This window comes from Mesorhizobium sp. M0410 (assembly GCF_040321435.1).
GTDB lineage: Bacteria > Pseudomonadota > Alphaproteobacteria > Rhizobiales > Rhizobiaceae > Mesorhizobium.
Window position 1 is genome coordinate 174,969 of record NZ_JAMYRN010000004.1, and the last position, 25,498, is coordinate 200,466.

Annotated in this window: 26 protein-coding genes and 2 tRNA genes; 16 read left to right on the forward strand and 12 right to left on the reverse strand. The window is 61.5% G+C overall.

Annotated elements, in window-relative coordinates; all coding sequences use genetic code 11:
• Positions 1-24: 24 nt before the first annotated feature.
• The 5 genes from rpsI to NKI63_RS06900 all read right to left on the reverse strand — a co-directional run bounded on the left by rpsI (position 25) and on the right by NKI63_RS06900 (position 2,347).
• Positions 25-507, reverse strand: coding sequence for a 30S ribosomal protein S9 (rpsI, locus tag NKI63_RS06880; RefSeq protein WP_023717316.1), 483 nt, complete (start codon positions 505-507; stop codon positions 25-27).
• A gap of 1 nt (position 508) precedes the next feature.
• The gene (gene rplM / locus NKI63_RS06885) at positions 509-973 is read right to left on the reverse strand and encodes a 50S ribosomal protein L13 (RefSeq protein ID WP_023674645.1); all 465 of its coding nucleotides are present in this window, start codon (positions 971-973) and stop codon (positions 509-511) included.
• A gap of 255 nt (positions 974-1,228) precedes the next feature.
• Entirely contained in the window at positions 1,229-1,627 is a 399-nt protein-coding gene (locus NKI63_RS06890; RefSeq protein WP_352506478.1) for a type II toxin-antitoxin system HicB family antitoxin, read from the reverse strand.
• 26 nt (positions 1,628-1,653) lie between these two features.
• Positions 1,654-1,857 carry a type II toxin-antitoxin system HicA family toxin gene (locus tag NKI63_RS06895; RefSeq protein WP_352506477.1) on the reverse strand — a complete coding sequence of 68 codons (204 nt, stop codon included), beginning with the start codon at positions 1,855-1,857 and terminating at the stop codon, positions 1,654-1,656.
• 34 nt (positions 1,858-1,891) lie between these two features.
• Entirely contained in the window at positions 1,892-2,347 is a 456-nt protein-coding gene (locus NKI63_RS06900) for a PaaI family thioesterase (protein WP_352506476.1), read from the reverse strand.
• Positions 2,348-2,502: 155 nt separating this feature from the next.
• Here NKI63_RS06900 and NKI63_RS06905 point away from each other — a divergent pair, with 155 nt between their 5' ends.
• The 5 genes from NKI63_RS06905 (at position 2,503) to NKI63_RS06925 (ending at position 6,130) form a co-directional block, all read left to right on the forward strand.
• Positions 2,503-3,324 (forward strand): enoyl-CoA hydratase, encoded by an 822-nt coding sequence (locus NKI63_RS06905; RefSeq protein WP_352506475.1) that lies wholly within the window; start codon positions 2,503-2,505, stop codon positions 3,322-3,324.
• A 9-nt stretch (positions 3,325-3,333) separates the two neighbouring features.
• Positions 3,334-3,756, forward strand: coding sequence for a VOC family protein (locus tag NKI63_RS06910; protein ID WP_352506474.1), 423 nt, complete (start codon positions 3,334-3,336; stop codon positions 3,754-3,756).
• Between the two features lie 77 nt (positions 3,757-3,833).
• The gene (locus NKI63_RS06915; RefSeq protein ID WP_352820811.1) at positions 3,834-4,355 is read left to right on the forward strand and encodes a CoA-binding protein; all 522 of its coding nucleotides are present in this window, start codon (positions 3,834-3,836) and stop codon (positions 4,353-4,355) included.
• A gap of 138 nt (positions 4,356-4,493) precedes the next feature.
• Entirely contained in the window at positions 4,494-5,774 is a 1,281-nt protein-coding gene (locus tag NKI63_RS06920; RefSeq protein ID WP_352506472.1) for an O-acetylhomoserine aminocarboxypropyltransferase, read from the forward strand.
• Positions 5,775-5,779: 5 nt separating this feature from the next.
• Positions 5,780-6,130: a cupin domain-containing protein gene (locus NKI63_RS06925; protein WP_352506471.1), complete on the forward strand. Its 351-nt coding sequence runs from the start codon at positions 5,780-5,782 to the stop codon at positions 6,128-6,130.
• A 33-nt stretch (positions 6,131-6,163) separates the two neighbouring features.
• Here the strand turns inward: NKI63_RS06925 and NKI63_RS06930 are convergent, their stop codons facing one another.
• Positions 6,164-7,411, reverse strand: coding sequence for a cytochrome P450 (locus NKI63_RS06930; protein WP_352506470.1), 1,248 nt, complete (start codon positions 7,409-7,411; stop codon positions 6,164-6,166).
• Between the two features lie 97 nt (positions 7,412-7,508).
• Here NKI63_RS06930 and NKI63_RS06935 point away from each other — a divergent pair, with 97 nt between their 5' ends.
• Positions 7,509-8,612, forward strand: coding sequence for an NAD(P)/FAD-dependent oxidoreductase (locus tag NKI63_RS06935; protein ID WP_352506469.1), 1,104 nt, complete (start codon positions 7,509-7,511; stop codon positions 8,610-8,612).
• Between the two features lie 4 nt (positions 8,613-8,616).
• Here the strand turns inward: NKI63_RS06935 and NKI63_RS06940 are convergent, their stop codons facing one another.
• Positions 8,617-9,207, reverse strand: a complete 591-nt coding sequence (locus tag NKI63_RS06940) for a hypothetical protein (RefSeq protein ID WP_352506468.1) — start codon at positions 9,205-9,207, stop codon at positions 8,617-8,619.
• Between the two features lie 345 nt (positions 9,208-9,552).
• Here NKI63_RS06940 and NKI63_RS06945 point away from each other — a divergent pair, with 345 nt between their 5' ends.
• From NKI63_RS06945 to NKI63_RS06960, 4 genes are all read left to right on the forward strand, one after another.
• Entirely contained in the window at positions 9,553-10,182 is a 630-nt protein-coding gene (locus NKI63_RS06945; RefSeq protein ID WP_254817601.1) for an ATP-dependent Clp protease proteolytic subunit, read from the forward strand.
• A 304-nt stretch (positions 10,183-10,486) separates the two neighbouring features.
• A complete protein-coding gene (gene clpX, locus NKI63_RS06950; protein ID WP_006332719.1) occupies positions 10,487-11,761 on the forward strand; it encodes an ATP-dependent Clp protease ATP-binding subunit ClpX in 1,275 nt (424 codons plus the stop codon).
• Between the two features lie 280 nt (positions 11,762-12,041).
• A complete protein-coding gene (gene lon, locus NKI63_RS06955) occupies positions 12,042-14,453 on the forward strand; it encodes an endopeptidase La (RefSeq protein WP_254817728.1) in 2,412 nt (803 codons plus the stop codon).
• 196 nt (positions 14,454-14,649) lie between these two features.
• Positions 14,650-14,922 (forward strand): HU family DNA-binding protein, encoded by a 273-nt coding sequence (locus NKI63_RS06960; RefSeq protein WP_006201846.1) that lies wholly within the window; start codon positions 14,650-14,652, stop codon positions 14,920-14,922.
• Between the two features lie 74 nt (positions 14,923-14,996).
• Here NKI63_RS06960 and NKI63_RS06965 read toward each other — a convergent pair whose 3' ends face one another.
• On the reverse strand, positions 14,997-16,019 hold the full coding sequence (locus NKI63_RS06965) for an aldo/keto reductase (protein ID WP_352506467.1): 1,023 nt from the start codon (positions 16,017-16,019) through the stop codon (positions 14,997-14,999).
• Between the two features lie 180 nt (positions 16,020-16,199).
• Here NKI63_RS06965 and hxlB point away from each other — a divergent pair, with 180 nt between their 5' ends.
• Together hxlB and NKI63_RS06975 are read left to right on the forward strand one after the other, a co-directional pair.
• Positions 16,200-16,766, forward strand: a complete 567-nt coding sequence (hxlB, locus tag NKI63_RS06970; RefSeq protein ID WP_352506466.1) for a 6-phospho-3-hexuloisomerase — start codon at positions 16,200-16,202, stop codon at positions 16,764-16,766.
• 5 nt (positions 16,767-16,771) lie between these two features.
• On the forward strand, positions 16,772-17,515 hold the full coding sequence (locus NKI63_RS06975; protein ID WP_352506465.1) for a creatininase family protein: 744 nt from the start codon (positions 16,772-16,774) through the stop codon (positions 17,513-17,515).
• Positions 17,516-17,575: 60 nt separating this feature from the next.
• Here NKI63_RS06975 and NKI63_RS06980 read toward each other — a convergent pair whose 3' ends face one another.
• From NKI63_RS06980 to NKI63_RS06990, 3 genes are all read right to left on the reverse strand, one after another.
• Positions 17,576-18,493, reverse strand: coding sequence for a carbohydrate ABC transporter permease (locus NKI63_RS06980; RefSeq protein ID WP_352820817.1), 918 nt, complete (start codon positions 18,491-18,493; stop codon positions 17,576-17,578).
• A 13-nt stretch (positions 18,494-18,506) separates the two neighbouring features.
• Positions 18,507-19,628, reverse strand: a complete 1,122-nt coding sequence (locus tag NKI63_RS06985; RefSeq protein ID WP_352820974.1) for a carbohydrate ABC transporter permease — start codon at positions 19,626-19,628, stop codon at positions 18,507-18,509.
• Between the two features lie 128 nt (positions 19,629-19,756).
• Complete coding sequence (locus NKI63_RS06990; protein ID WP_352820820.1) at positions 19,757-21,421, reverse strand: ABC transporter substrate-binding protein; 1,665 nt, start codon at positions 21,419-21,421, stop codon at positions 19,757-19,759.
• Positions 21,422-21,715: 294 nt separating this feature from the next.
• On the opposite strand from NKI63_RS06990, the gene NKI63_RS06995 reads away from it, so the two are divergent.
• Genes NKI63_RS06995 through rbsK form a run of 3 tightly spaced genes read left to right on the forward strand, consistent with a single transcriptional unit; the run spans position 21,716 to position 24,204 of the window.
• Entirely contained in the window at positions 21,716-22,774 is a 1,059-nt protein-coding gene (locus NKI63_RS06995; RefSeq protein WP_352506462.1) for an ABC transporter ATP-binding protein, read from the forward strand.
• A 31-nt stretch (positions 22,775-22,805) separates the two neighbouring features.
• Positions 22,806-23,258: an RbsD/FucU family protein gene (locus NKI63_RS07000; protein WP_023674665.1), complete on the forward strand. Its 453-nt coding sequence runs from the start codon at positions 22,806-22,808 to the stop codon at positions 23,256-23,258.
• Between the two features lie 4 nt (positions 23,259-23,262).
• Complete coding sequence (gene rbsK / locus NKI63_RS07005) at positions 23,263-24,204, forward strand: ribokinase (protein ID WP_352506461.1); 942 nt, start codon at positions 23,263-23,265, stop codon at positions 24,202-24,204.
• A gap of 235 nt (positions 24,205-24,439) precedes the next feature.
• Here rbsK and NKI63_RS07010 read toward each other — a convergent pair.
• A tRNA-Asp gene (locus NKI63_RS07010) sits at positions 24,440-24,516 on the reverse strand.
• 217 nt (positions 24,517-24,733) lie between these two features.
• Here NKI63_RS07010 and NKI63_RS07015 point away from each other — a divergent pair.
• Positions 24,734-24,809, forward strand: a tRNA-Val gene (locus tag NKI63_RS07015).
• Positions 24,810-25,498: the final 689 nt, after the last annotated feature.

The following is a 25,498-nucleotide window of genomic DNA, read 5'->3' on the forward strand; positions in this document are numbered from 1 at the left end:
CGATAGCGTGTAATTGCGCAGCGCTTAGCGCTTGGAGAACTGGAAGCTCCGGCGGGCCTTCGCCTTGCCGTACTTCTTGCGCTCGACGACGCGGCTGTCGCGGGTCAGGAAGCCGCCCTTCTTGAGTACGGCGCGCAGCGCCGGCTCGTAATAGGTCAGCGCCTTGGAGATGCCGTGGCGCACGGCACCGGCCTGGCCGGAAAGGCCGCCGCCGATGACGGTGGCAACGATGTCGTACTGGCCGGCGCGGTTGGCCGCGATGATCGGCTGGTTGAGGATCATCTGCAGGACCGGACGCGCGAAATATTCGGCGAACACCTTGTCGTTGACGACGATCTTGCCGGAGCCGGGCTTCACCCAGACGCGCGCGATGGCGTTCTTGCGCTTGCCGGTGGCATAGGCGCGGCCCGATTTGTCGAGCTTCTGGACATGGACGGGTGCCGCCGGCTGGGTGTTGGTGTTACCGGTGGCAGTTCCGAGTTCTGCGAGCGAGGAAAGCTCAGCCATCTTACGAAACCTTCTTGTTCTTGGCGTTCAGCTTGGCCACGTCGAGGACAACGGGCTGCTGGGCGACATGCGGATGTTCCGTGCCTGCATAGACGCGGAGATTCTTCATCTGGCGTCGGCCGAGCGGGCCGCGCGGGATCATGCGTTCGACGGCCTTTTCGACGACACGCTCGGGAAAGCGGCCCTCGAGCAGCTGGCGCGCGGTGCGCTCCTTGACGCCGCCGGGGTGGCCGGTGTGCCAGTAATAGACCTTGTCGGTGAACTTCTTGCCGGTGAACACCACCTTGTCGGCATTGATGACGATAACGTTGTCGCCGTCGTCGACGTGCGGGGTGAAGGTGGGCTTGTGCTTGCCGCGAAGATGATTGGCGATGACAGTGGCGAGACGGCCGACGACGAGACCCTCGGCGTCGATCAGCACCCACTTCTTCACCACATCCGCAGGCTTCTGCGAAAAGGTTGCCATGGATTGTTGCTTTCGGTTCGGACCTTCAAAAGAAGGCGTTTCTTGTTGCTTGGATTGGCAAAAGGCACTTGCCGTCGCCAATAACAAAACGGCGGCCTTTGCGGGCCGCTGCTTCGTCACGGTTTATAGGGGAGGGTGGTTATCGCGTCAAGGCGCATGAAATGATTGCTGGAAGATAAACTTAAATGAAAACAAGGATTTGAGTTAAAGGTGTGATTTTACCACATCGCGATTTTGGCCCTGTGTCAGGTGAGTTCAGTGCTTTGCCTCGATTTCCTTGCGAGCTGCGCTGGAGAGGAATGCCGATCGCGTTATGCCTCGGTCGCGCGCTGCGGCGTCGATCGCCCGCAAGACGCCGCGCTCGAAAGTTACATTCGCCCTTACGACGGCGCTGTCATTGTCGATGAGTGGTACCGAGACCAGATAGCCTCCTTCAGCAAGTGCTTTGCGTATATCCGCAAGCGCAACGATCGCCTCATGGCTGGACGGTTCGGGAACAGGCATGTCCTCCGCCCACAGTTGCAACGCTTCGACTGCATTCGGAACGATGTCTTCCGCCTCGTCCGCGGCTGAAAAGCAGCCGGGAATGTCGGGAAAGCGAATGCCGAAAGCGCTGTTGGGATCTTTATCGACCAACGCGAAATAGTTCTTCATCTCAGCCTCCAAGACGCTTCAGGTACCTATATCCAGCCCGCTTGTTTGGAGATGGCGCGAGCTGTACCGGTTGGTAGATCCTTCTCCGGATGCGGAACGATCAACACGATCTCGCCCTTTCGAAACTTGTGATGCGAGCCGCGTACGGAAACCAGCTCGAAACCATCATCCTCGAGACGCTTCACGATTTTGCGGCTGTCACGCTCAAACAAAAATCCCTGTGCGCACATATATACACATCAACAAAAAATTCAATAGAAAGCATCAGGCCGGTACCCGCCTTGGTGGGATCGAATAGGTGCCCGTTGCGTGCGCTACCGTGTGTCTCTCAGGCCCGGCGACGATGTCGATGTCGAACACCATCAGGCTCTTGCCCAGCTTCAGGATGCGGCAATGGCCGTCGATCGGCCCGGCCTCGGCCTTGCGGACGAAATTGATGTTGAGGCTGGTGGTGACCGAAAGCGCATCCGGTCCGGCATGCGATAGCACGCAGACATAGCCGCCTATGTCGGCCAGCGTGAACAGCGCCGAACCCGACACGGTGCCGCCGGGGCGCAAATGGCGCTCGTCGGCATTGAGTCGCACGATACAGCCGCCTGGAAACACCTCCAACGCCTCATAGAAGGTGAACTGGTCGTTGAGCTGCGGGAAAACGGTTGCCATCAGCGTGTTGATTTCGGCAGCCGCCAGCATCGGCTGGAGATTGCTTTGGGCAGGCATTTCAGTCTCCCGGTTTGCGCCCTGCTTGTATGAACGCGACGTGGCGTTTCTGGCAACGGCCATTCATTAGGGCAGAAGCGGACGAGGGAGTTGGACGAAGCGAGACGGCATACTAGATTAGTTCATCACCGATCCGGAATCGCAGAGGAACGATCATGGCCGAAATCGTCGCCATCAAGCCTGCCGTTGCCGAAGGGCCGGTCGTCTCCAGGCTGGACAACGGCGTGCTGCGCCTGACGCTCGCCAATCCGCCGGCCAACGCTCTTTCGCTTGCAATGATGGCGGCGCTGACGGCGGAACTCGACCGCGCCAAGGCCGACAAATCCGTCCGCGTCATCGTGCTTGGGGCGACCGGCAAAGTGTTCTGCGCCGGGCACGACCTCAAGGAGTTGAGCGCGCACCGCGCCGATGCCGATCGCGGCAGGGCCTTCTTCGAAAAGACGTTTTCCGCCTGCGCTTCCCTGATGCAGGCGATCGTTCGCCATCCTAAGGCGGTGATCGCCGAAGTCGATGGCCTGGCGACAGCGGCCGGATTGCAGCTGGTCGCCAGCTGCGACCTCGCCATCGCCTCGCACGAGGCGACCTTCTGCACGCCTGGCGTCAATATCGGCCTGTTCTGCTCGACGCCGATGGTCGCGCTGTCGCGCAACGTCTCGCGCAAGTACGCCATGGAGATGCTTTTGACCGGCGAGACGATCGATGCGGTAACCGCCAAGGAATTCGGCTTGGTCAACCGCGTCGTGCCGCGCGAATATCTGAATCAAATCGTCACCAAATACGCGCAAACCATTGCCTCCAAATCGTCCTTGGTCGTCAAGATCGGCAAGGAAGCGTTTTATGAGCAGGCCGAGATGGGGCTGGCCGAGGCCTATGACTACACCGGGCGCGTCATGGTCGAGAACATGCTGGCGCGCGATGCGGAAGAGGGCATCGGCGCCTTCATCGGCAAGCGCAAGCCGGAATGGCCGGAGGAATAGGAGGCGGGTATGGAACCGCGCGTCTCCATCATCACCATCGCCACGGACGATCTCGACCGCGCCGTGCACTTCTACGAGGCGATGGGCCTGAAGCGCCATGCCGGGATCACCGAGGGCGTTGCCTTCTTCCAGATGGGCGGCGCCATTCTCGGCCTGTTCCCGCGGCAAAGCGCCGAAGAGGATTCGGGCGTTACCTTCTCCAAGGCGCCGTCGGCCGTCTATCTCGCCTACAACACCCGCTCCGACGCCGAGGTCGATGCAGTGCTGGCGATGGCCGAGAAAGCCGGCGGCCGTATCGTCAAGCCGGCTGGCCGCGCCTTCTGGGGCGGCTGGTATGGATATTTCGCCGATGCCGACGGGCATGTCTGGGAAGTCGCGCACAATCCGGCCTTTCCGATTGCGGAAGACGGAACGATCTCGCTGCCCGGCTGACGAGGTTCCCCTCTGGCCCATTGCAAGCCACTTGCTCGGCTGTTGGCACCTCACTCCGAAGCGCTGTATGACAAGGCATGAACCACGACGCCTACGACAACGCCTATATCACCGGCATCCTCAATTCGGTGAAGACCATCGCCATGGTCGGCGCGTCGGCCAATGACGTGCGGCCGAGCTACTTTGTGCTGAAATATCTGCTCGGCAAGGGGTTTTCGGTGTTCCCGATCAATCCCGGCCAGGCCGGCAAGGAAATCCTCGGGCGGATGACCTATGCCAGGCTGGCCGATGTTCCAGAGCCAATCGACATGGTCGACGTCTTTCGCGGCTCCGTGGCAGTGCCGGGCATCGTCGAGGAGGTCTTGCGGCTCGATCCGCTGCCGAACGTCATCTGGATGCAGCTTGGTGTGCGCAATGACGAGGCCGCCGCGCGTGCCGAGGCCGCCGGCGTCAAGGTGGTGATGAACCGTTGCCCGAAGATCGAATACGGCAAGCTGTCCGGCGAGATCGGCTGGACCGGCGTCAATTCCGGCGTCTTGTCGTCGAAAAAGCCGCTGATGCGCCCGGGATTCCAGAGTTTCGGCGTTCGCCAGAAATAATCTTCCAGTTCTGCTGTATTTTTCCGCCAGCCCCGCCCGCCGTTGTCACGGGGAAGGGCATTTTCTTCTTTGCATTCGGAGCCGGGCTCCGCCAAGAATGCGGCGCGCTTTTCAGAAGGTTCAAAGGGAGGTTTTTCGATGGCCCGCACGCCCGGTTTCAACACGCTCGCCGTCCATGCCGGCGCCAAGCCGGATCCGGCGACCGGCGCGCGAGCGACGCCGATTTACCAGACGACCTCCTTCGTCTTCGACGATGCCGACCATGCCGCCTCGCTGTTCGGGCTGAAGGCGTTCGGCAACATCTATACCCGCATCATGAACCCGACCCAGGCGGTGCTGGAAGAGCGCATCGCGGCACTCGAAGGCGGCACGGCAGGCCTTGCGGTCGCCTCCGGCCATGCCGCGCAGGTGCTGGTCTTCCACAATCTGATGCAGCCCGGCGACAATTTCGTTTCAGCGACAAAGCTTTACGGCGGCTCGATCAACCAGTTCGGTCATGCCTTCAAGAATTTCGGCTGGCAGGTGCGCTGGGCCGACACCAATGACATCTCGAGCTTCGAGAGCCAGATCGACGACAGGACCAAGGCAATCTTCATCGAAAGCCTGGCCAATCCGGGCGGCGTCTTCGTCGACATCGAGAAGATCGGCGACGTTGCACGCAAGCACGGCCTGCCGCTGATCGTCGACAACACGCTGGCCTCGCCCTATCTGCTGCGGCCGATCGAACATGGCGCCGACATCGTCGTGCATTCGCTGACCAAGTTCATCGGCGGTCACGGCAATTCCATCGGCGGCGCCATCGTCGACGGCGGCACCTTCGACTGGTCGAAGTCGGGCAAATATCCGATGCTGTCGGAGCCGCGCCCCGAATATGGCGGCCTCGTCCTGCACGAGACCTTCGGCAATTTCGCCTTCGCCATCGCTGCCCGCGTGCTTGGCCTGCGCGATATCGGCGCGGCGCTTTCGCCGTTCAATGCATTCCTTATCCTGACTGGCCTGGAGACGTTGCCGCTCAGGATGCAGCGCCACTGCGACAATGCGGCGGCGGTCGCCGGATGGCTCTCCAAGCACCCCAAGGTCGCCTGGGTGTCCTATCCCGGCCTGCCCGGCGACAAGAACAATGCGCTGCAGAAGAAGTACTCGCCGCTTGGCGCCGGCGCGGTGTTCACCTTCGGGTTGAAGGGCGGCTATGCGGCGGGCATCAAATTCGTCGAAGCGCTCGAATTGTTCTCGCACCTGGCCAATGTCGGCGACACCAAGTCGCTGGTCATCCACCCGGCATCGACCACGCATCGCCAGCTTTCCGACGAGCAGAAGATCAACGCGGGGGCAGGGCCGGACACAGTCAGGCTTTCGGTCGGTATCGAGGACGTCAACGACATCGTCGCCGATCTGGAACAGGCTCTCGCCAAGGTTTGATCGCCATGACTCCGCCGAAATTTCTTTCCGTCGGCGTCGACACCGTCGAACCGGAACTTGGCGCGCCGGCGCCGGATCGCCTGATTTCGGGCGATCCGAAATTCCGCACCTGGAATGTCGAGGAACAGGACGGCGGCCTTTATGCCGGCGTCTGGGAAGCGACGCCAGGCAAATGGCGCATCGAATATGATGAGTGGGAGTTCTCCCACATCCTGTCAGGGGTTTCGGTGATCGCCGAAGACGGCGGCGATGCGCGCACTGTCAGGGCAGGCGACAGCTTCGTGCTGAGGCCGGGCTTTAAGGGCAGCTGGGAAGTGTTTGAAACGACTCGCAAGGAGTATGTGATCAAGCTTTGATCACCCCTGCGGCTGAGCCTGCCGGACGAATGCTCAAAAGCGCACGGCGAGCGTTTCCAGCCCATGGAAATGATAGGTGTCGCGCAAGCGCGGCTGTTCGGCAAGATGCAGCTGCGGTAGCCGGTCGAACAGGGTTTTCAGCGACACCTGCAATTCGAGCCGGGCGAGCGGCGCGCCGATGCAGAAATGAATGCCGGCGCCGAACGATACGTTCTTCTGGTCGGCGCGGCCCGGCCTGAAGGCGAAGGGCTCGGCAAAGGCCGCCGGGTCGTGATTGGCCATGCCGAGCAGCAGACCGATCGTCTCGCCCGGCTGGACGACGATACCAGGCCCGGCCTCGACCTTCTGATAGGCGTAGCGCGTGAACATGTGCAGCGGCGCGTCGAAGCGCAGGCACTCTTCGACCGTCGCGGCTGTTGCTTCCGACGAGGTGAAGAAGCGGCGTGGATCGCCGCCTTGTGCGAGGATCGACCGCACCGCATTGCCGGTCTGGTGGACAGTTGCCTCATGGCCGGCATTGAGCAAAAGGATGGCCGAGGATACCAGCTCGTCCTCCGACAGTTTCTGGCCGTCCTCCTGCGCCGCAATCAGCAGCGACAGAAGATCGTCGCCCGGCCTCTTTCGCCGCTCGGCGACGTAGCCGCGCAAAAAATGCGAAAAGTCCCGCGCCGCGCGATTGGCCGTCTCTTCGGTCTCGCGGGTGCGGCCGTGCATGTACATGGCGACCATCCGATGCGACCAGTCGAGCAGCTGCGGCCCCATGTCGACCGGCACGCCGAGCATCTCGGCAATGATGGTGATCGGCAAGGGAGCGGCGAGCGCCGGCAGCAGGTCGACTTCTCCTGGTTCGAAGCGGTCGATCAGTTCGTTGGCCAGCGCCTCGACGCGCGGCCTGAGCCGCTCGATCTGGCGCGAGACGAAGGCGCGGTTGACCAGCGTTCTGAGCCGTGTGTGGACAGGCGGCTCCAGCTCCAGCATCGAATTGGCCTCGACGCCGTCGAATGCGCTGAGATGCGTACGGTCCTGGCCGATGCCTCGGCTGTCCGGAATGCCGGCCGGGTTCTGGCGGCCGAAGCGGCGATCGCGCAGCAGACGGTTGACATCGTCGAAGCCGCCAAAGCACCAGAAGCCAAATTCTTCCCAGAAGAAGGCGTTCGATGCGCCATGCAGGAAGGTGTAGGCCTCGTATGGATTGTGGAAGAAAGCCGGCTCGTGCGGATCGAGCCGCAGGCTGCGCGTGGCTGGATCAAAGGCAAGGTAGGGCGGCTTCAATTCGGTCATGCCAGATCATTAGCGCGGCTTGCCAGTCTGGTGCCAGACCGTATGTTGGCCCTGCCGTGAGGTGAGCCGCCGAAGCGGTTGCGGAAGGACAGTTTTCATGAATGTGATCGTGGTCGGTGCAGGCATTGCCGGACTTTCGACGGCGTGGTCGCTGGTCAAGGCTGGTCACCTCGTCTCGATCGTCGAGCAGGGATCGATTCCCAATCCGCTCGCCGCCTCCGGCGACCACCATCGCATTATTCGCCGCGCCTACCGGGCCGGAACGGGCTACGGCCGGCTGATCACCGAAGCCTATGAGGCCTGGGACGAGATGTGGGCCGATCTCGGTGAAAGCCATCTCGATCCGCGCGGCTTCATCTGTATTTCGCGCGAGCCGGGAGATGAGGCGGAGGAATACCGCGAGGGCATGGAAGCGGGAAATTATCCGTTCGAATTGGTCGAGCCGGACGCCGCGGTCGAACGCTGGCCGTTCCTAGAACCTGGTTCATTCCGCTATGCATATTTTTCGCCGGACGGCGGCGCGCTGCACTGCCGCAAGATCGCTTCGGGCCTCGCCAGGTGGCTGCGCGCGAACGGCGCCAATGTCTACGAAAACAGCAAGGTCGCCGAGATCGACGCCGACGCCGGACAGGTCGTGCTTGCGAGCGGCGAAACGATGCAGGCCGACCGGATCGTCGTCGCTGCCGGCGCCTGGGTCCTGAAACTGTTCCCGGAACTGGACGGCGAACTGAAAACCTGGCGCACCGCGCTCGCCTATGTCGAACCGCCGGTTGATCTGAAGGCAGCCTGGCAGGCAGCGCCGGTCGTCCTCAACGTCGGCGGCACCATCGACGGCTACGCAATTCCGCCGACAGGTGGCGCCGGCATGAAATTCGGCTCGGGCCTGCACAGGGTGCCGACCAGCGATGCCGACTGGAACCGCCAGCCGGTGCCGGGCGAGGGTGAGGCGATCCGCAACCTGTTTTCGCCGCCGATTGCCCGGATCGAGGAGTACAGGGTCACCGAAGTGGTCACCTGCGCCTACACCTTCACCGTCGACGAGAGATTCCTGGCCCACCGGAAAGGCAAATGCCTGGTCGTCTCGGCCTGCTCCGGCCACGGCTACAAGTTCGGCGCGGCTGTTGGCAGAAGGGTTGCGGCCTGCGTCGGCAATGACGATGTCGACGGCCTGAAGAAATGGCTCAGGGCCGAGGCGCCCTGAGCGCCTAGTATCGGCAATGCCTCGGAATATGCACTCGCCGCCAGCTCGACGAACCCTCCCTGACCACCAAGCGGCGAGCCACTGTCTGATACGACGCCGGAATGTCGATGATGCGCCGCTGCTCCGGCCGCACCAGAACCTCTTCGGCGACGCTCTCGTATTCGGCGGGGAGGACAACGCGCCGCCGGCGTTCCGGCTCAACCACGACGATTTCGGCCACGCGTTCATAGCGCGCCTTGTGCCTGACCTTGCACAGCACCTTGCGGCCATTGATGATGCGCCATTCCCAGGAATAGCCGCCGTCAGCAACCTTCACGGAGCGGTAGATGATGCGGGTGATGGCGGGCACGATCTCGTAGCTGACGTGCGCCGGCGCGATCTGCACCAAGCGCTCGCGCGTCCCGTAGATTGGCGCTTCGTATTCCACCTGCTGGCCGGCTGGGCTGACGAGCACGTCCTCATAGACTGTGTCGTAGACGGCCGGCCTGTTGACCTGCTCGTAGCATTCGATCACGCGTCCGCCGGCAGCCGTTTCGGACGCCATGCCGAGAACGGTGATGCCGGTAAGGGCCAAGGAAGCAGCTTTCCTGATCATCGCACTCCCCTGTTTGAACTGCATGAAGCGAGTTCAACGTTGAATTGTAGGGTAAGCCGTGGCTGGAAAAAGCGGTTTCACCACTTTTCGTTAAGCGATGCGGTTAAGAAAACGCTAAACGCCGGCCAGGCATGAGCGACCTTCCGACGGCAGGAGAGGGCTGCCGGCACGGCGACGGGCAAAACTTGCTTTGGAAACCTTGATTCGACTTAACCGGATGGCTAGGAGAGGCGGCCTTGCGCTAGGGTGAGCCGGCATCCTATTTACACAATAACGATCCAGAACCGATTCTGCCCGATTGCAAATCTCCGGCGCCGGAATCCCATCCTCAAAAAGGGATAGTCCATGAAGAACCCCGTCGAAACCTACATGAACCTCGTTCCGATGGTGGTCGAACAGACCAATCGCGGCGAGCGGGCCTACGACATTTTCTCGCGGCTCCTCAAGGAGCGCATCATTTTCATCACCGGCCCGGTCGAGGACGGCATGGCGACGCTGGTCTGCGCGCAACTGCTGTTCCTCGAAGCGGAGAATCCGAAGAAAGAAATCAACCTCTATATCAACTCGCCCGGCGGCGTCGTCACCTCCGGCATGGCGATCTACGATACCATGCAGTTCATCAAGCCCGCCGTGTCGACGCTCTGCATCGGCCAGGCCGCATCGATGGGTTCGCTGCTCCTGACTGCCGGCCACAAGGACATGCGCTTTGCTACACCGAATGCCCGCATCATGGTCCACCAGCCTTCCGGCGGCTTCCAGGGCCAGGCCTCCGACATCGAGCGCCATGCCCAGGATATCATCAAGCTGAAGCGCCGCCTCAACGAGGTTTACGTCAAGCACACCGGCAAGAGCTACGATGAGATTGAAAGAACGCTCGACCGTGACCATTTCATGACTGCCGACGAGGCCAGGGATTTCGGCCTCATCGACAAGGTCATTTCGTCACGTGAGCCGGTCGAAGGTATTGCCTTATAGTCCCGCGGTGGCCACGCGGTGGCAATGAGTGGCGGGATTACGCGCTTTTGGCGCAGCTTGCGGCATTTCGGCCACAATTGGCTGTTCCCTCGACGGGTGCAATTGCCTACGTTAAGGCTATGTTGATTTTCGACGGCTTAGCTTTGCGTGGGGTTGTTCGAATCATTGCCCCGTTTTCCGATTTGTGTTTCGTACGGAATGCGTTGCGGGAGCCGGGGCACTGGCGGCAGCGGATTCCCGCGATAGATTGAATATGCGCCCTTTCAACCAGACCATCGGCGGGCGGCCATGAAAGGACAGGAAAATGAGCAAGGTCGGCAACAACAGCGGTGATTCCAAGAACACGCTTTATTGCTCGTTTTGCGGCAAAAGCCAGCACGAAGTGCGCAAGCTGATCGCCGGGCCGACGGTGTTCATCTGCGACGAATGCGTCGAACTGTGCATGGACATCATCCGCGAAGAGAACAAGACCTCGATGGTGAAGTCGCGCGAGGGCGTGCCGACACCGCAGGAAATCCTCAAGGTTCTCGACGACTACGTCATCGGCCAGCCCTACGCCAAGCGCGTGCTGTCGGTGGCCGTCCACAACCACTACAAGCGCCTCGCCCATGCCGGCAAGAACAACGATGTCGAACTGGCGAAGTCGAACATCCTGCTGATCGGCCCGACCGGCTGCGGCAAGACGCTGCTGGCGCAGACGCTGGCCCGCATCATCGACGTCCCCTTCACCATGGCCGACGCGACGACGCTGACCGAAGCCGGTTATGTCGGCGAGGACGTCGAGAACATCATCCTGAAGCTGTTGCAGTCGGCCGACTACAATGTCGAGCGCGCCCAGCGCGGCATCGTCTATATCGACGAGATCGACAAAATCTCGCGCAAGTCGGACAACCCGTCGATCACCCGTGACGTATCGGGCGAGGGCGTGCAGCAGGCACTTTTGAAGATCATGGAGGGCACTGTCGCGTCCGTGCCGCCGCAGGGCGGTAGGAAGCATCCGCAGCAGGAATTTCTGCAGGTCGACACCGCCAACATCCTATTTATCTGCGGCGGCGCTTTCGCCGGGCTGGACAAGATCATCTCGGATCGCGGCAGGAAGACCTCGATCGGTTTCGGCGCTATCGTCGCTTCGCCCGAGGATCGCCGCACCGGCGATGTTTTCCGCCTGGTCGAGCCTGAGGACCTCTTGAAGTTTGGCCTCATTCCCGAGTTCGTCGGCCGTCTGCCTGTCTTGGCGACGCTGGAGGATCTCGACGAGCCGGCACTGATCCAAATCCTGACCGAGCCGAAGAACGCGCTGGTCAAGCAGTATCAGCGGCTGTTCGAGATGGAAAATGTCGACCTGACCTTCCACGAGAACGCGCTCTCGGCGATCGCCAAGCGCGCCATCGAGCGCAAGACCGGCGCACGCGGCCTGCGTTCGATCATGGAAGCGATCTTGCTCGACACCATGTTCGAGCTGCCGGCACTGGAAGGCGTGCGCGAAGTGGTTATTTCGGAAGAGGTGGTGTCAGGCAACGCCAGGCCGCTCTACATCTATTCCGAGCAGAAGGAGAAGAAGGGCAACGTCAGCGCCTGACGTGAGCCGGCAATGGATTTTTCTGAAACGGCGCCGCGGGGCGCCGTTTTGCTGTCGCATACCGCGCATGGCGCCGCGTGCTGGGTGCGGATTGGAGGTACGGACCGTGTTGACCCTTGATCTTTACCCTCAGTGCCTCCAACTAATGGCAGAAGGCCGTGGTGCCGAATTCTGTGCTGTAAAACTCCCGTCACAAACGGTGGTAGGCGGAACGATCCTCGGTCGTTAATATGAGATTCGCGGTTGGCCGATTGGCGGCCGCGACATGAAAGGTTGGACAATGGCCAAATTATCCAAGGCTCCCAGCGACGGCGTCTTCGCAGTCCTCCCACTGCGCGACATCGTGGTGTTCCCGCACATGATCGTTCCGCTCTTTGTCGGGCGTGAAAAGTCGATCAAGGCGCTGGAAGAAGTGATGGGTCAGGAAAGGCAGATCCTGCTCGCGACCCAGATGAATGCCGCCGACGACGATCCGGAGCCCGATGCCATCTTTGACATCGGCACGCTCGCCAATGTGCTGCAATTGCTGAAACTGCCGGACGGCACCGTGAAGGTGCTGGTCGAAGGTGCCTCGCGTGCGAAAATCGTCGCGTTCACCGACCGTCCCGACTTCCATGAAGCCCGTGCTGCGGCGCTGGTCGAACCGGATGAGGAAGAGGTCGAGGTCGAGGCGCTGGCGCGTTCCGTGGTCACCGACTTCGAGAACTACGTCAAGCTGAACAAGAAGATCTCGCCCGAAGTGGTGGGTGCCGCCAGCCAGATCGACGACTATTCCAAGCTCGCCGACACGGTCGCTTCGCATCTTGCCATCAAGATCCCCGAGAAGCAGGAGATGCTTGCCACGCTGTCCGTCAAGGAACGGCTGGAAAAGGCGATGGGCTTCATGGAAGCCGAAATCTCGGTGCTGCAGGTCGAGAAGCGCATCCGCTCGCGCGTCAAGCGCCAGATGGAGAAGACACAGCGCGAATACTACCTCAACGAGCAGATGAAGGCGATCCAGAAGGAGCTCGGCGAGGGCGAGGACGGCCGCGACGAGGCCGCCGAGATCGAGGCGCGTATCAAGAAGACCAAGCTTTCCAAGGAGGCCCGCGAAAAGGCGGAAGCCGAACTGAAGAAGCTGCGGACGATGTCGCCGATGTCGGCTGAATCGACCGTGGTGCGCAACTATCTCGACTGGCTGCTGTCGATCCCATGGGGCAGGAACTCCAAGGTCAAGCAGGATCTGGCCTTTGCCCAGAACGTGCTCGATACGGATCATTTCGGCCTCGACAAGGTCAAGGACCGCATCGTCGAATACCTCGCCGTGCAGAGCCGCCAGAAGAAGCTGAAGGGGCCGATCCTGTGCCTCGTCGGACCTCCCGGTGTCGGCAAGACCTCGCTCGGCAAGTCGATCGCCAAGGCGACCGGTCGCGAGTTCATCCGCATGGCGCTGGGCGGCGTGCGCGACGAGGCCGAGATCCGCGGTCACCGGCGCACCTACATCGGCTCGATGCCCGGCAAGGTCATCCAGTCGATGAAGAAGGCGAAGAAATCCAATCCGCTCTTCCTGCTCGACGAGATCGACAAGATGGGCCAGGATTTCCGCGGCGATCCGTCATCGGCTTTGCTCGAGGTGCTCGATCCCGAGCAGAACTCGACGTTCATGGACCATTACCTCGAGGTCGAATACGACCTGTCGAGCGTGATGTTCGTGACGACGGCGAACACGCTGAACATCCCTGCGCCCTTGATGGACCGCATGGAGATCATCCGTATCGCCGGTTACACCGAGGACGAGAAGATCGAAATCGCCAAGCGTCACCTGATGCCCAAGGTGATCCGCGACCACGCATTGCAGCCGAAGGAGTTCTCCGTCGGCGAGGACGCGATCCGCGGCATCATCCAGACCTACACCCGTGAAGCGGGCGTCAGGAGCCTGGAGCGCGAGCTGATGAAGCTCGGGCGCAAGGCGGTGACCGAGATCCTGAAGACGAAGAAGAAGACGATCAACATCACGGCGGACAATCTTGCCGATTACCTTGGTGTTCCGCGCTTCCGCTTCGGCCAGGTCGAGAGCGACGATCAGGTCGGCGTGGTCACCGGGCTCGCCTGGACGGAAGTCGGCGGCGAGCTGTTGACGGTGGAAGGCGTCATGATGCCCGGCAAGGGGCGCATGACCGTGACCGGCAATCTGCGCGATGTGATGAAGGAATCGATCTCGGCGGCGGCCTCTTACGTCCGCTCGCGGGCCATCGATTTCGGCGTCGAGCCGCCGCTGTTCGATAAGCGCGATATCCACGTCCACGTGCCGGAGGGCGCAACCCCGAAGGACGGACCGTCGGCTGGCGTGGCGATGGCGACGGCAATCGTTTCGGTGCTGACCGGTATCCCGGTCAGGGCCGATGTGGCGATGACCGGCGAGATCACGCTGCGCGGAAGGGTGCTGCCGATCGGCGGCCTTAAGGAAAAGCTGCTTGCCGCACTGCGCGGCGGCATCAAGAAGGTGCTGATCCCGGAAGAGAACGCCAAGGATCTGGCGGAGATTCCGGAAAACGTGAAGAGCGGCATGGAAATCATTCCGGTCTCACGCGTCGGTGAAGTGTTGCGCCATGCGCTGGTGCGCATGCCGGAACCGATCCAGTGGGTCGAACCCGTTAATGCGCCGGCCGTGGTCGATGTCGCAGACGAAGCTGGTAAATCGCTGGCGCATTAGCGCTTGCTAAAGTTGCAATGCACAAAGAGAGAGCCGGGCCTTGAGCCCGGCTTTTTCATGTGAAGAACCGCAGATTTCCGGGCTTTTTTCAACTTTCTTGGCGCTTTTCGACTTGGTTGCCGGGGCGCTTCTTTCTAAAGTCCGTTTCCTGCCGGATGAGTCGAGTGTTCCGGTTTTCTCATGGAAGGGAATTTTTATGAACAAGAACGAACTGGTATCCGCTGTCGCCGATGCCGCGAGTATTTCGAAGGGTGACGCGCAGTCGGCGGTTGATGCGGTGTTTTCCGTCATCACCGGCGAACTGAAAAAGGGCGGCGATGTCCGGCTTGTCGGCTTCGGAAATTTCACCGTGTCAAAACGCGCCGCGTCGACCGGCCGCAATCCGCAGACCGGTGCGGAAGTGAAGATCCCGGCGCGCACCGTGCCGAAGTTCTCGGCCGGCAAGGGCCTCAAGGACGCGGTCAACTAAGCGCCTCCTTAAGTCTTTCAGAGAAAAGAAGAACCGGCATATCCGGTTTTTCTTTTCTGTTGGAAAGGACGGCGCTACGCCGTCGGCGCGTCCGTGCGCATCAAGCCTTCTTTCTTGAGATCGGCCCACAGCGCCGATGGCAGCTTCGCGTCGAGCAGCGAGCGATTGCTTTCGACTTCGCCAGGCCACTGGCCGCCGGGGATTACCGAGACGACGGAAGGATGCAGCAGCGGGAACTGCAGCGCCGCCTCGATCAGGCGCGCGCCGTGGCGCTTGCAGACGGCCTCGATACGGGTGACGCGGTCGATGATGTCCTGCGGCGCCTTCGAATAGTTGTAGTAGGCGCCGGGCTTCGGCCCGGTTGCCAGGATGCCGGAATTGTAAGGCCCGCCGAGAACGATGCCGATGCCGCGTTGCTGGCATAGCGGCAGGAAAGACTGCAGCGCCTCCTGCTCCAGCAGCGTGTAGCGCCCGGCAAGCAGGAACAGATCGAAATCGCCGCGCTCGGCCAGCGTCTGGGCAACCTGCCACTCGTTGATGCCGCCGCCGAACGCCTTGATCACGCCCTGGTCGCGCAATGCCAGCAATCCATAGTAGCCGGAGCTCATGAATTCCTGGATGCGCTGGTCCGAGGCTTCCTTGCTGCCATGCGTGAAGACGTCGACATCGTGCACGAAGAGGATGTCGATGCGGTCGACACCGAGCCGTTCCAGCGAGGCCTCGAAGGAGCGCATGATACCGTCATAGCTATAGTCGTAGACCTCGCGGCGCGAAGGGGTGTCGAAGAATTTGCCGATGCCGGTGCGCTGATCCGGCGGACAGGCGCGCATGATGCGTCCGACTTTGCTGGACAGCACGTAGTCGTCGCGCTTCTTCGAACGCAGGAACGGATTGAGCCGCGTTTCGGCTAGGCCTAGCCCATAAAGCGGCGCGGTGTCGAAGTAGCGGCAGCCGACCCGCCATGCCGCCTCCAGCGTGGCATTGGCGTCCTCGTCGGAGACGGCGCGGTAGAGATTGCCGAGCGGCGCGGTGCCGAAGCCGAGCTCGGTGAAGGTGATGCCGCCATTGCCGATGCGGTCGAAATGCCGTGTCTTCATATACTGTTGTTCCTCATTTGCGATTTGCCGTGACACTATCACGGCTGTGGCACATCAAAAGCACTGCGTGTCGTTGGACACCGATTTTCGCGGTGATAGCATGAATGAAAACAAGCTGTTCGGGGCAGATGTGACTGACATATTCAAGTGGTTCTCCGGCAACTGCAAGCTGGTGCAGTCATGAGGGACGCCGGCGAAAACCTGTTTGGGATTGCGCTGAGCGAGCTTGGTACCGTGCTGGAACGTATCGACGAAAGCCGCATCGACGCCGCTTGCGCCATCTTGGCGGGCGCGAGAAAGATCGTCACCTATGGGTGCGGCCGCGAGGCGCTGCAGGTCAAGGGTTTTGCCATGCGGCTCTATCACCTCGGTCTGCCGGTTTCGGTTGTCGGCGATATGACCACGCCGCCCCTGGGCGCGGGCGATGTCTTCCTCGCCAGTTCCGGCCCGGGCGAGACCTCGACGGTGCTGACCTTGATGCGGGTCGCGCGCGAGGCCGGTGCCACAGTCCTGCTGCTCACCGCGCAATCCCACAGCACTGCCGCGAAGCTGGCCGACTTCACACTGCTTATCCCGGCTCAGACCATGGCCGACGACCAGGGGCCGGAAAAGACGTCCGTGCTGCCGATGGGCTCGGTCTTCGAAGGCGCGCTGTTCGTTCTCTTCGAAGTGATGGTGCTGAAGCTCCGGGACCTGACCGGCGTCTCGCCTGAAGCGATGCGCGCCCGCCACACCAATATGGAGTAGTTGTCATGCGGTACGAATTGATGCTGCCGCACCAGATCCGCAAGGCGATTGTCGAGAACCGGCCGGTCGTGTTGCCGCTCGGTGTGCTTGAATACCATGGCGAGCACATGGCCGTCGGCATGGACACGCTGGCGGTGATCAAGAGCCTGGAACTGTTCGAAAAAGAAGCCGAGATCGTCATTCTGCCGCCCTTCTATTACGGCGCGGCGAGCTATGCGGTTGCAGCACCGGAGGGCAGTGGTTCGGTGCAGGTCGGCGGCAATGTGCTGGCGCCATTTGCGGAAGAATTGTTCTACAGCCTGCTGCGTATCGGCTTCCGCAACATCCACGCCATCATTCACCACCAGACGGAAAATTTTGCTGCCGGCATGCCAACCGATCTCGCCTTCAAGGCCGCCGGCCGGCAGGCGATCTTCCGCTTCCTGGAGAAAGAACGTGGCGAAGGCTGGTGGGGCTCTGCGGCGATGGCCAACTATTATGCCGAGCACGCCGAGGGCAGCAATTTCTTCAACTGGGTGCAGGTGCATCCGCTGATGCCGGCTTCAATGCACACCCAATACCCGTTTGACCATGCCGGCATCGGCGAGACGTCGCTGATGCTGGCGTTGTGCCCGGAAGCGGTCGATGCCGACCGCTTCGCCGACAACACCGGCTGGTACACGGCAAGTGCTTCCGAAGCCTCGGCCGAATTGGGGCAAAAAGGGATCGCCATGATCCTCGATCATTTGCGGGCAACCCTTTCGGGTTAGCGCGGTTTTCCCTCTTCCCTTGTTATTCCCTTGTTGTGGAAGAAGGGAAGGCTGGCGCAGTTATTTCACCGCGCCCGCCGTCATGCCCATGATCAGGTAACGCTCGAGCGCGATGCCGATAACGGCGAGCGGTGTGATGGCCGCGGTGGCGAGCGCTGCCATCGACCACCAGTTGATGCCTTGTGAGCCGGTCTGGCTCGCCACCATGACAGGGATGGTTTTGGCGTCGGTCGAGGTCAGAAGCGCGGCGAAGAAATACTCGTTCCAGCACAGCACCATTGCAAGGATGAAGGCCGCGACCATGCCCGGCAGCGCGATCGGCATGACGATGCGCAAGAAAGCGCCCCAGATCGACAGGCCGTCGACGAGTGCTGCCTCCTCCAGTTCTACGGGAATGGAATTGAACTGGTCGCGCATGATCCAGATGACGATCGGCAGCACCATCAGCGTATAGAGCAGGATCAGCCCGATGCGTGTGTCGAGCAGGCCGACTTCCCGGTAGAGCACGAGAAAGGGCAAGGCCAGTACCACCGGCGGCAGGATCAGCTGCGACAGGAAGAAGAAGGAAATGTCCTCGTTCCTGAACCAGGCGAACTTGTAACGATAGCGGGTCAGTCCGTAAGCGGCGAGGCTGCCGATGACGATCGCCAGGCTCGAGGCGCCGACCGAAGTGATGACCGAATTCATGAAGCGCTTGATAAATTCGTCGCGAACCGTCGACGTCCGAAAGATCGAGTCCGGAGAGAGGCCGAGTGACCGCCAGCCTTTCCAGTCGGGCTGGAAGTCGACGAACGGGATCAGATGGCCCTGGGTCACGTCGACCGCGGTCTTGAACGAAGTGGTTATCGTCCAATAGATCGGAAACAGGCAGAGGAAGGCCCAGAAGATGAGCGCGCCGTAGATGAAGACGCGATTGGCGACGAAGCTCGCCGGCGAGCGAATTTCGGAAGCTGCATAGTCCGTGGTCTGAACGCTCATCTTGCCGGCCCGATCAGTTCACGTTGCGCACGAAGCGGCTGGCGAATTTCAGCAGCCAGGTCACGAACACGATGATGATGATCAAATAGGCCATCGCCAGCATCGTGCCGTAGCCGACATTCGATCGATCGCGATATTCGCGGTAGATGAAGCTCGACACTGAATCGGTAGCGCCGCCCGGGCCGCCGGAGGTGACGGTGATGATGATATCGGCGAGCTTCAGCTTGAAGATGATGCGCAGGATGACTGCCGTCACCGACACCGGCAGCATCAGCGGGAAGGTGACCTGCCAGAAGGTCTGCCATGGGGTGGCGCCATCGACACGCGCCGCCTCGAGCACTTCGCGCGACATCGCCTGCAGGCCGGCGAGCAGCATGATCATCATGAACGGGATGAAGGTCCAGGCGTCGAGCACCATGATCGAGATCCGGGCGGTGATCGGGTTGGAGAAGAAGGCCGGGTTTTCCCAGCCGAGATGGCGCGCCAGCGTCGCGGCAGGCCCGAAGCGGTATTCCATCAACGACTTTCCGATCATCCACGACACCGCCACCGGCGACAGCATCAACGGCAGCAGGAAGACGACGCGGAAGAATTTTCGTGCCCTAATCTGCGCGTTGAGCAGGAGCGCCAGGCCGAAGGCGATGACATATTCGACCAACACCGCCAGCACGTAGAGCACCATGTTGAACAGCGCGTTGCGATAATAGGCGTCGTTCAGCATCTGCCAGAAATTGTCGAGCCCGTTGAACTGCCGTCCGCTGAAAGAACTGAGGTTCCAATCGGTCAGCGCGATGTAGAAGCCGAACAGGGTCGGGAAGATCACCATGGCAATGGTAAACAGCAGCGCCGGCAGCAGGAACAGCGCGCGCTGGCCGTCCTCGCCGCGCGTCAGCACCTGGCCGATGCCGAGTGCGACACCCCACAGCACATAGGCGTAGACCACCGGCCGCCAGGTCTCGAAGCCGATAGCGTCGACCTCGCTCTTGTAGAGGATTTGCAGCGCGATCACCGCCAGAAGGCCGAGCGTCGCAGCAGCCATCAGAGCCCAGCCAAGCCGTTTGCGGCTCCGCGGTATCAGGTCGGATGGCGCGGCGCCTGCCGGCCATTCACTTGTCGACAAAGTCTGGTCAGCCAGGGTCCGGTCAGCCACGCGTTCTTGCCCGTTCACAGGAGGCTCGATGACCGGCTGAGCCGGTCGAGGCCAAGTCGGTAAAGGTCAGATCCGGCGGCTGTGCGCCGCCGAACCAGTTTCACGATCTCAGCCTACATGCCTAGCGAGGCCTTGTAGAGCTTGATCTGGCTGTCGCGGCCGATCTGGTCGGTGATCTTCTCCCAGGCCGCTGCAATGGCATCGGCACCTTCCTGCGCCTTCATCTTGCCGGCAAAGGTGTTGGCCAAAATGTCCTCGGCGGCGCTGTAGTACTGGAAGATGCCGGGGATACGCGGCTCGATCGCCGCGTTCGGATGGTTGTAGCTGTCGGCTTCCGACTTGAGATATGAGCTTATGAACGCTTCGTCGTAGCCCGCTGCCACCCATTCCGGAATGTTGAAATGCGAGTTGCGGTAGGGCTGGAAACCCGACGGATAGGCCGCGCACCAGAGCGACAGGTCCTTGCCGCCGAGATGAGCGGCGGCCGACCAGGCGGCCTTCTTCTTCTTTTCGTCGCTGTCGACGCGCGCCATTACGTAGACGCCCCAGCCGAGATAGGCGCAGTTCGGCGCATGGTTTGGGCCGCTGGCGAGCTTGTCCCACTGGCCGGTCTTGGAGTTATAGACATCGTCCGAGCCCGGCAGGATCGAGAAGCCGGTGACGTCCCCTACGACCGACGAGTCGTTGGTTTTGACGTTCGAGCCAGCGTCTCCCCACCAAACCAGCATCGACCCGGTGCCGCCGAGGAATTGAGAGAAACAGGTCTGGTTCGGGTCGGCATTGATCTGATCTTGCGGTTCGGAAGGCAATGCATCGATCACGTCCTGGATCGCGCGGACCCAGGCCGGGTTGTTGACGCGCGGTTTCATGGTGTCCGGATCGAATAGCCAGGCTTTGTCGTCGGGATGTTTGGCGTAAGCGCTGGCGCGGCTGCCGAGGAAGTAGAAGCCGAAACCGCCCCAGGGCTTGGGCGCATCGAGATAGCCATAGACGTCCTGGCCGTTCACCTGCTTGCCCTTGAGGAACTTGGTCACCGCCTGCACTTGCTGCCAGGTCTTCGGCACGCCCCATTCGCCTTCGCCGCCCCCATCCTTCCACGCCTTGGCGAGATCGGCATCGGCGAACACATCGGTGCGGTAGTTGAAGTTATGCGCGTCGCCGTCGACGGTCACACGATACTGCTTGCCGTTCCATGTGCCGACGGGAGGTTTCAGATAGGCCACCAGGTCATCCATATCGATCTGCGTCCTGACCCAGTCGGGCATCTCCGAAGTCAGGCCCTTGCCGCAGACGTCGCCTTCGAACGGTGCGCCCATTTCGACAATGTCGAAGTCGATAGTGTTGGTAGCGATCGCCTGCTGCAGACGCGGATTGTAGTCAGCCTGCGCCAGGTCGATCCAGTTGATCTTGGCGCCGGTATAGGTCTCCCACGGCTTCAGGAAGCCGCGAAACAGCACATTGTGCAGGTTCTGGTTGTTGAGGCCCATGAAGGTGAGTTCAACGCCGGCGAATTCGCCTTCCTTGACATTGGCCTTGGTGGCTCCCAGGCAAAGCTCGCCGACCTGCTGGAAATCGGCATCGGTCGGCTGACCCTTGCCGACGCCCGGAATCTGCAGGATCTGCGCACGCAGGTCATCGGCGGCCGCGGCCGGGCGCGTCAGGGCGCCAAGCCCGGCGCCAGACGCCGCGGCGAGGGCGGCCATGCTGGCCGCTCCCTTCAGCACGTCGCGGCGGGTGGCCCCGGCGCGGACAAATTGGTTATAAAGGCTGACTTTCATCTCGTTCCTCCCAGAAGGTCAATCGTGAATTTGGTTCAGATGATGGAGCGCCGATTATGTTCCCCAACGACAGCGACTCTCGTAAATAGCGGCCCGAATTCTCCCTCCCGCGACGCTTGGCATTCAGTCCCGGACAAGCGTACCGGTGCGCCCGGAACAGGGTCATAAGCCGGACACTGTCACTATTCGCACAACGAAGTGCGGTGTCAACGTGAATGGGTTTTTTATCTATAAGAGACCGACTTGCCCTCGCCGTTTGCGTTGTTTAGCTTCACGGCAACCAAAGGGGGAATGATGGCTCAAGTCGCGATCCGCAATGTGGCCAAGGCGTTCGGAACCGTCAAGGTTCTGCACGATGTCAGCGTCGACATCGCCGACGGGCAGTTCGTGGTGCTGGTCGGGCCTTCCGGTTGCGGCAAGTCCACGTTGCTGAGGATGGTAGCGGGGCTGGAAACGGTCTCCGGCGGCACCATCGCCATCGGCGAGCGCGTCGTCAACCATTTGCCGCCGGCCAAGCGCGACATTGCCATGGTGTTCCAGAACTACGCGCTCTATCCGCACAAGACGGTCGAGCAGAACATGGCCTTCGCTCTCAAGCTGCGCAAAACCGACCCGGCGGTGGTCACTGAGCGGGTCAAGCGGGCCGCCGACATCCTCGACCTCAATCCCTACCTCAAGCGCTATCCGCGCCAGCTCTCGGGCGGCCAGCGCCAGCGCGTCGCCATGGGCCGCGCCATCGTGCGCAACCCGCAGGTGTTCCTGTTCGACGAGCCGCTCTCCAATCTCGATGCCAAGCTGCGTGTCCAGATGCGCACGGAGATAAAGGAACTGCACCAACGACTGAAGACCACCACCATCTACGTCACCCACGACCAGATCGAGGCCATGACCATGGCCGACAAGATCGTGGTGATGCGCGACGGTCGCATCGAGCAGGTCGGCGCGCCGCTGGAATTGTTCGACCGGCCGGCCAACCTGTTTGTCGCCGGCTTCATCGGCTCGCCCTCGATGAACCTGCTCAAGGGCGTCGTGCGCAAGGGCGACAAGCCCGTCGTCGAGATCGCCGGGACGCCGTTCCCGATTGCTGCCAAGAGTGCCGTGGAAGATGGCCGCAATGTCGTCTACGGCGTGCGGCCCGAGCACCTCGAAATCCATCCAGATGGTGTTTCGGCGAAGATTTCGGTGGTCGAGCCGACCGGTTCCGAGACGTTGGTGTTCCTGCGCTTCGGCGAGGGCGAGATGGTGGCGCTGTTCCGTGAGCGCCACGACTTCAAGCCGGGCGACACACTGCAGCTGAAACCGCGGCTCGACCAGGTGCATCTCTTCGACGCAGAGACCGGCAAGCGTCTTTGATTTCGCCCCAGCAAACTTCGCGAGGAATACCATGCTCAAAGGAATCAATCCCCTGCTCAATGCCGATGTGCTGCAGGCGCTGCGGGCGATGGGCCACGGCGACGATCTGATTATCGCCGACACCAATTTCCCGTCCGATTCGGTGGCGCGCCAGACCGTGCTTGGCCGGCTGCTGCGCATCGATGCGTCGGCGGCCGACGTGGTCAAGGCGGTGCTTTCGCTCTATCCGCTGGACACCTTCGTCGACGACGCGGCCGCGCGCATGGAGATCGTCGGCAAGCCGGACGACATTCCCGCCGTGCAGCAGGAAGTGCAAAAAGAGATCGATGCCGCCGAGGGCAAGGCCTGGCCGATGATCTCGGTCGAGCGCTACGCCTTCTACGAACGCGCCAAGAAGGCCTATTGCGTCATCCAGACCGGCGAGCGCCGCTTCTATGGCTGTTTTGCCTTCCGCAAGGGCGTCGTGCCACCGGATGCGGAGTAGGGGCATGCCGGCGAAACCGATCGTCATGAAGCCGGTTGTCATATTGGGCGTCTTCGTCGCCGACACGGCCTACCGCGCCGCCCGCCAGCCGCGGATGGGCGAGACGATCCTGGGCACGTCCTTCACGCTCGGCCCCGGCGGCAAGGGCTCGAACCAGGCGGTGGCAGCCGGCCGGCTCGGTGCCGATGTCACCTTCCTGACCCGCCTCGGGGCTGACCCCTTTGCCGATATGGCGAGACAGACCTGGTCGCAGGCCGGAGTGAAGAGCGCCGTCATCGACACGCCGGAAAGCTACACCGGTGCCGCCTATATCTTCATCGAGGAGACGAGCGGCAACAACGCGATCATCGTCAGCCCCGGTGCGGCGATGCTGATCACGCCCGCCGATATCGAGGCAAATGCCGGCCTGATCCGCGCGGCCGGCGTCTTCGTCACCCAGCTTGAGCAGCCGATCGAGGCGGCGATGCGGGCGCTGGAGATCGCGCGCGGGGCAGGGGTGACCACCATTCTCAACCCGGCGCCGGCGGCCAAGCTTCCGGACCGCATCTATACACTTTGCGACTATGTGACGCCGAACGAGACTGAGGCCGAGGAACTGACCGGCATCAAGGTGTCCTCCATCGACGATGCCCGCCGTGCCGCCGACAGCCTGCTTGAGAAGGGCGTGGGCGCTGTCGTCGTGACGCTCGGCGAAAAGGGCGCGCTGCTGCACACGGCCGACCGTTCCGAGCATGTCGCAGCGGTCGCCGCCGGCCCGGTCATCGAGACCACCGGCGCGGGCGACGCCTTCAATGGCGGCCTGGCCGCCGCGCTGTCGAGCGGGATCGAACCCCTGCAGGCGGTGCGCTTCGCCTGCGCCGTCGCCGGCATCTCGGTCACGCGCCCGGGCACCGCGCCGTCCATGCCGACGCTGCAGGAAGTCGAGGCACTGCTCGCCAAGGGGTGAAGCCCGGCGCTGCGGGATGAGACTGTGAGCGGGAGCGAATGGGTTAGACCCGGCTCTTGTCCGAGAAGCTATTGTCTTCTGGCTTGACCACAAACAGGCGGGCAGGTCGATGGATGAGGATCAATGCCAGAATTCGAAAGGAATGGACCTGGACTGGGTCACGAAAGAAGATGATTTTTGACAAATCAACGTCGACATTTCTCCGACATCAAGGGCACGTGGCCCTAAGGAGAAATGGCGCGAGTGACGGGGCTCGAACCCGCGACCTCCGGCGTGACAGGCCGGCACTCTAACCAACTGAGCTACACCCGCGCATGGACGAGCACGTGTCAGCCGTGTTCGTCGTTGGGGCGGTGGATAAGGGGTAAGCCACCGGGTGTCAAGCGGACCCGGACAGCATAACAGCAAACAGGAGAAGGTTTTTTGACAAGCCGAACTTTGTTGCCGAAACCGACTCCCGGCCAAGCCACTCGCCGTTCATTTGGCCTTGCGAAGCCGGTCCTAACTGCTTAAAGGTCCGGCCCGGAGCGGGCGATTAGCTCAGTTGGTAGAGCGCTTCGTTTACACCGAAGATGTCGGCGGTTCGAGCCCGTCATCGCCCACCACTTTCCATCGACGTGTTCATTCAGGCATTGTCTTTTTGCAATGTCCGGTTCACACGCCTGCACCGTCGGAGAATCGTCCAACTGGCGGTTGGTAGACGCAACTATCTGGCATCTTATCATTTCTCCTTGATCGCCCCGCCGCATCGGAAAGAGGCGGCGGGCTTCTTCGTTGCCAGGCACTGGTCTTCGCGATAATGTCGGCATGGTTTGGAGGTCGGAGCGTGAAAGAATTCCCTCGGAAGCCCGACAATAACCAAGTAGCACGTGCTCGTCAGGCCACTGAACACGGAACCGCGCTGATTGAAGAGCTTCGCTACACGATCGCCCTATCGCGTCGGCTGATCGAGGCGTCACATTCACTGCTGAAGAGGTCGCAGAGCCAGGGCAGGCCTCTCGAGAGTGATGGTATCGAGATTGGCTAACAGGCACGTGGTCGGTCGACGGTAAGGTCCCGCCGCAGTGCACATGGACCCTTCGATACTGAGTTGTCCCGGCAAACAAACCAGCAATCGACGCAACTGGCGGTTTCGTGATTGTTGCGGTATCTCCGCTCCCAAACGCTTCGCGGTCCGGGGTGAGCGCATAGACAGTAGGACTTTGGTCTGATCGAACTGTCTTTCCCGTGGGACCTAAGTCTGATCTGCTGGCTCCCTGGGTGGCAAACGATTGCCGAAAGTTAAAGCTTACAG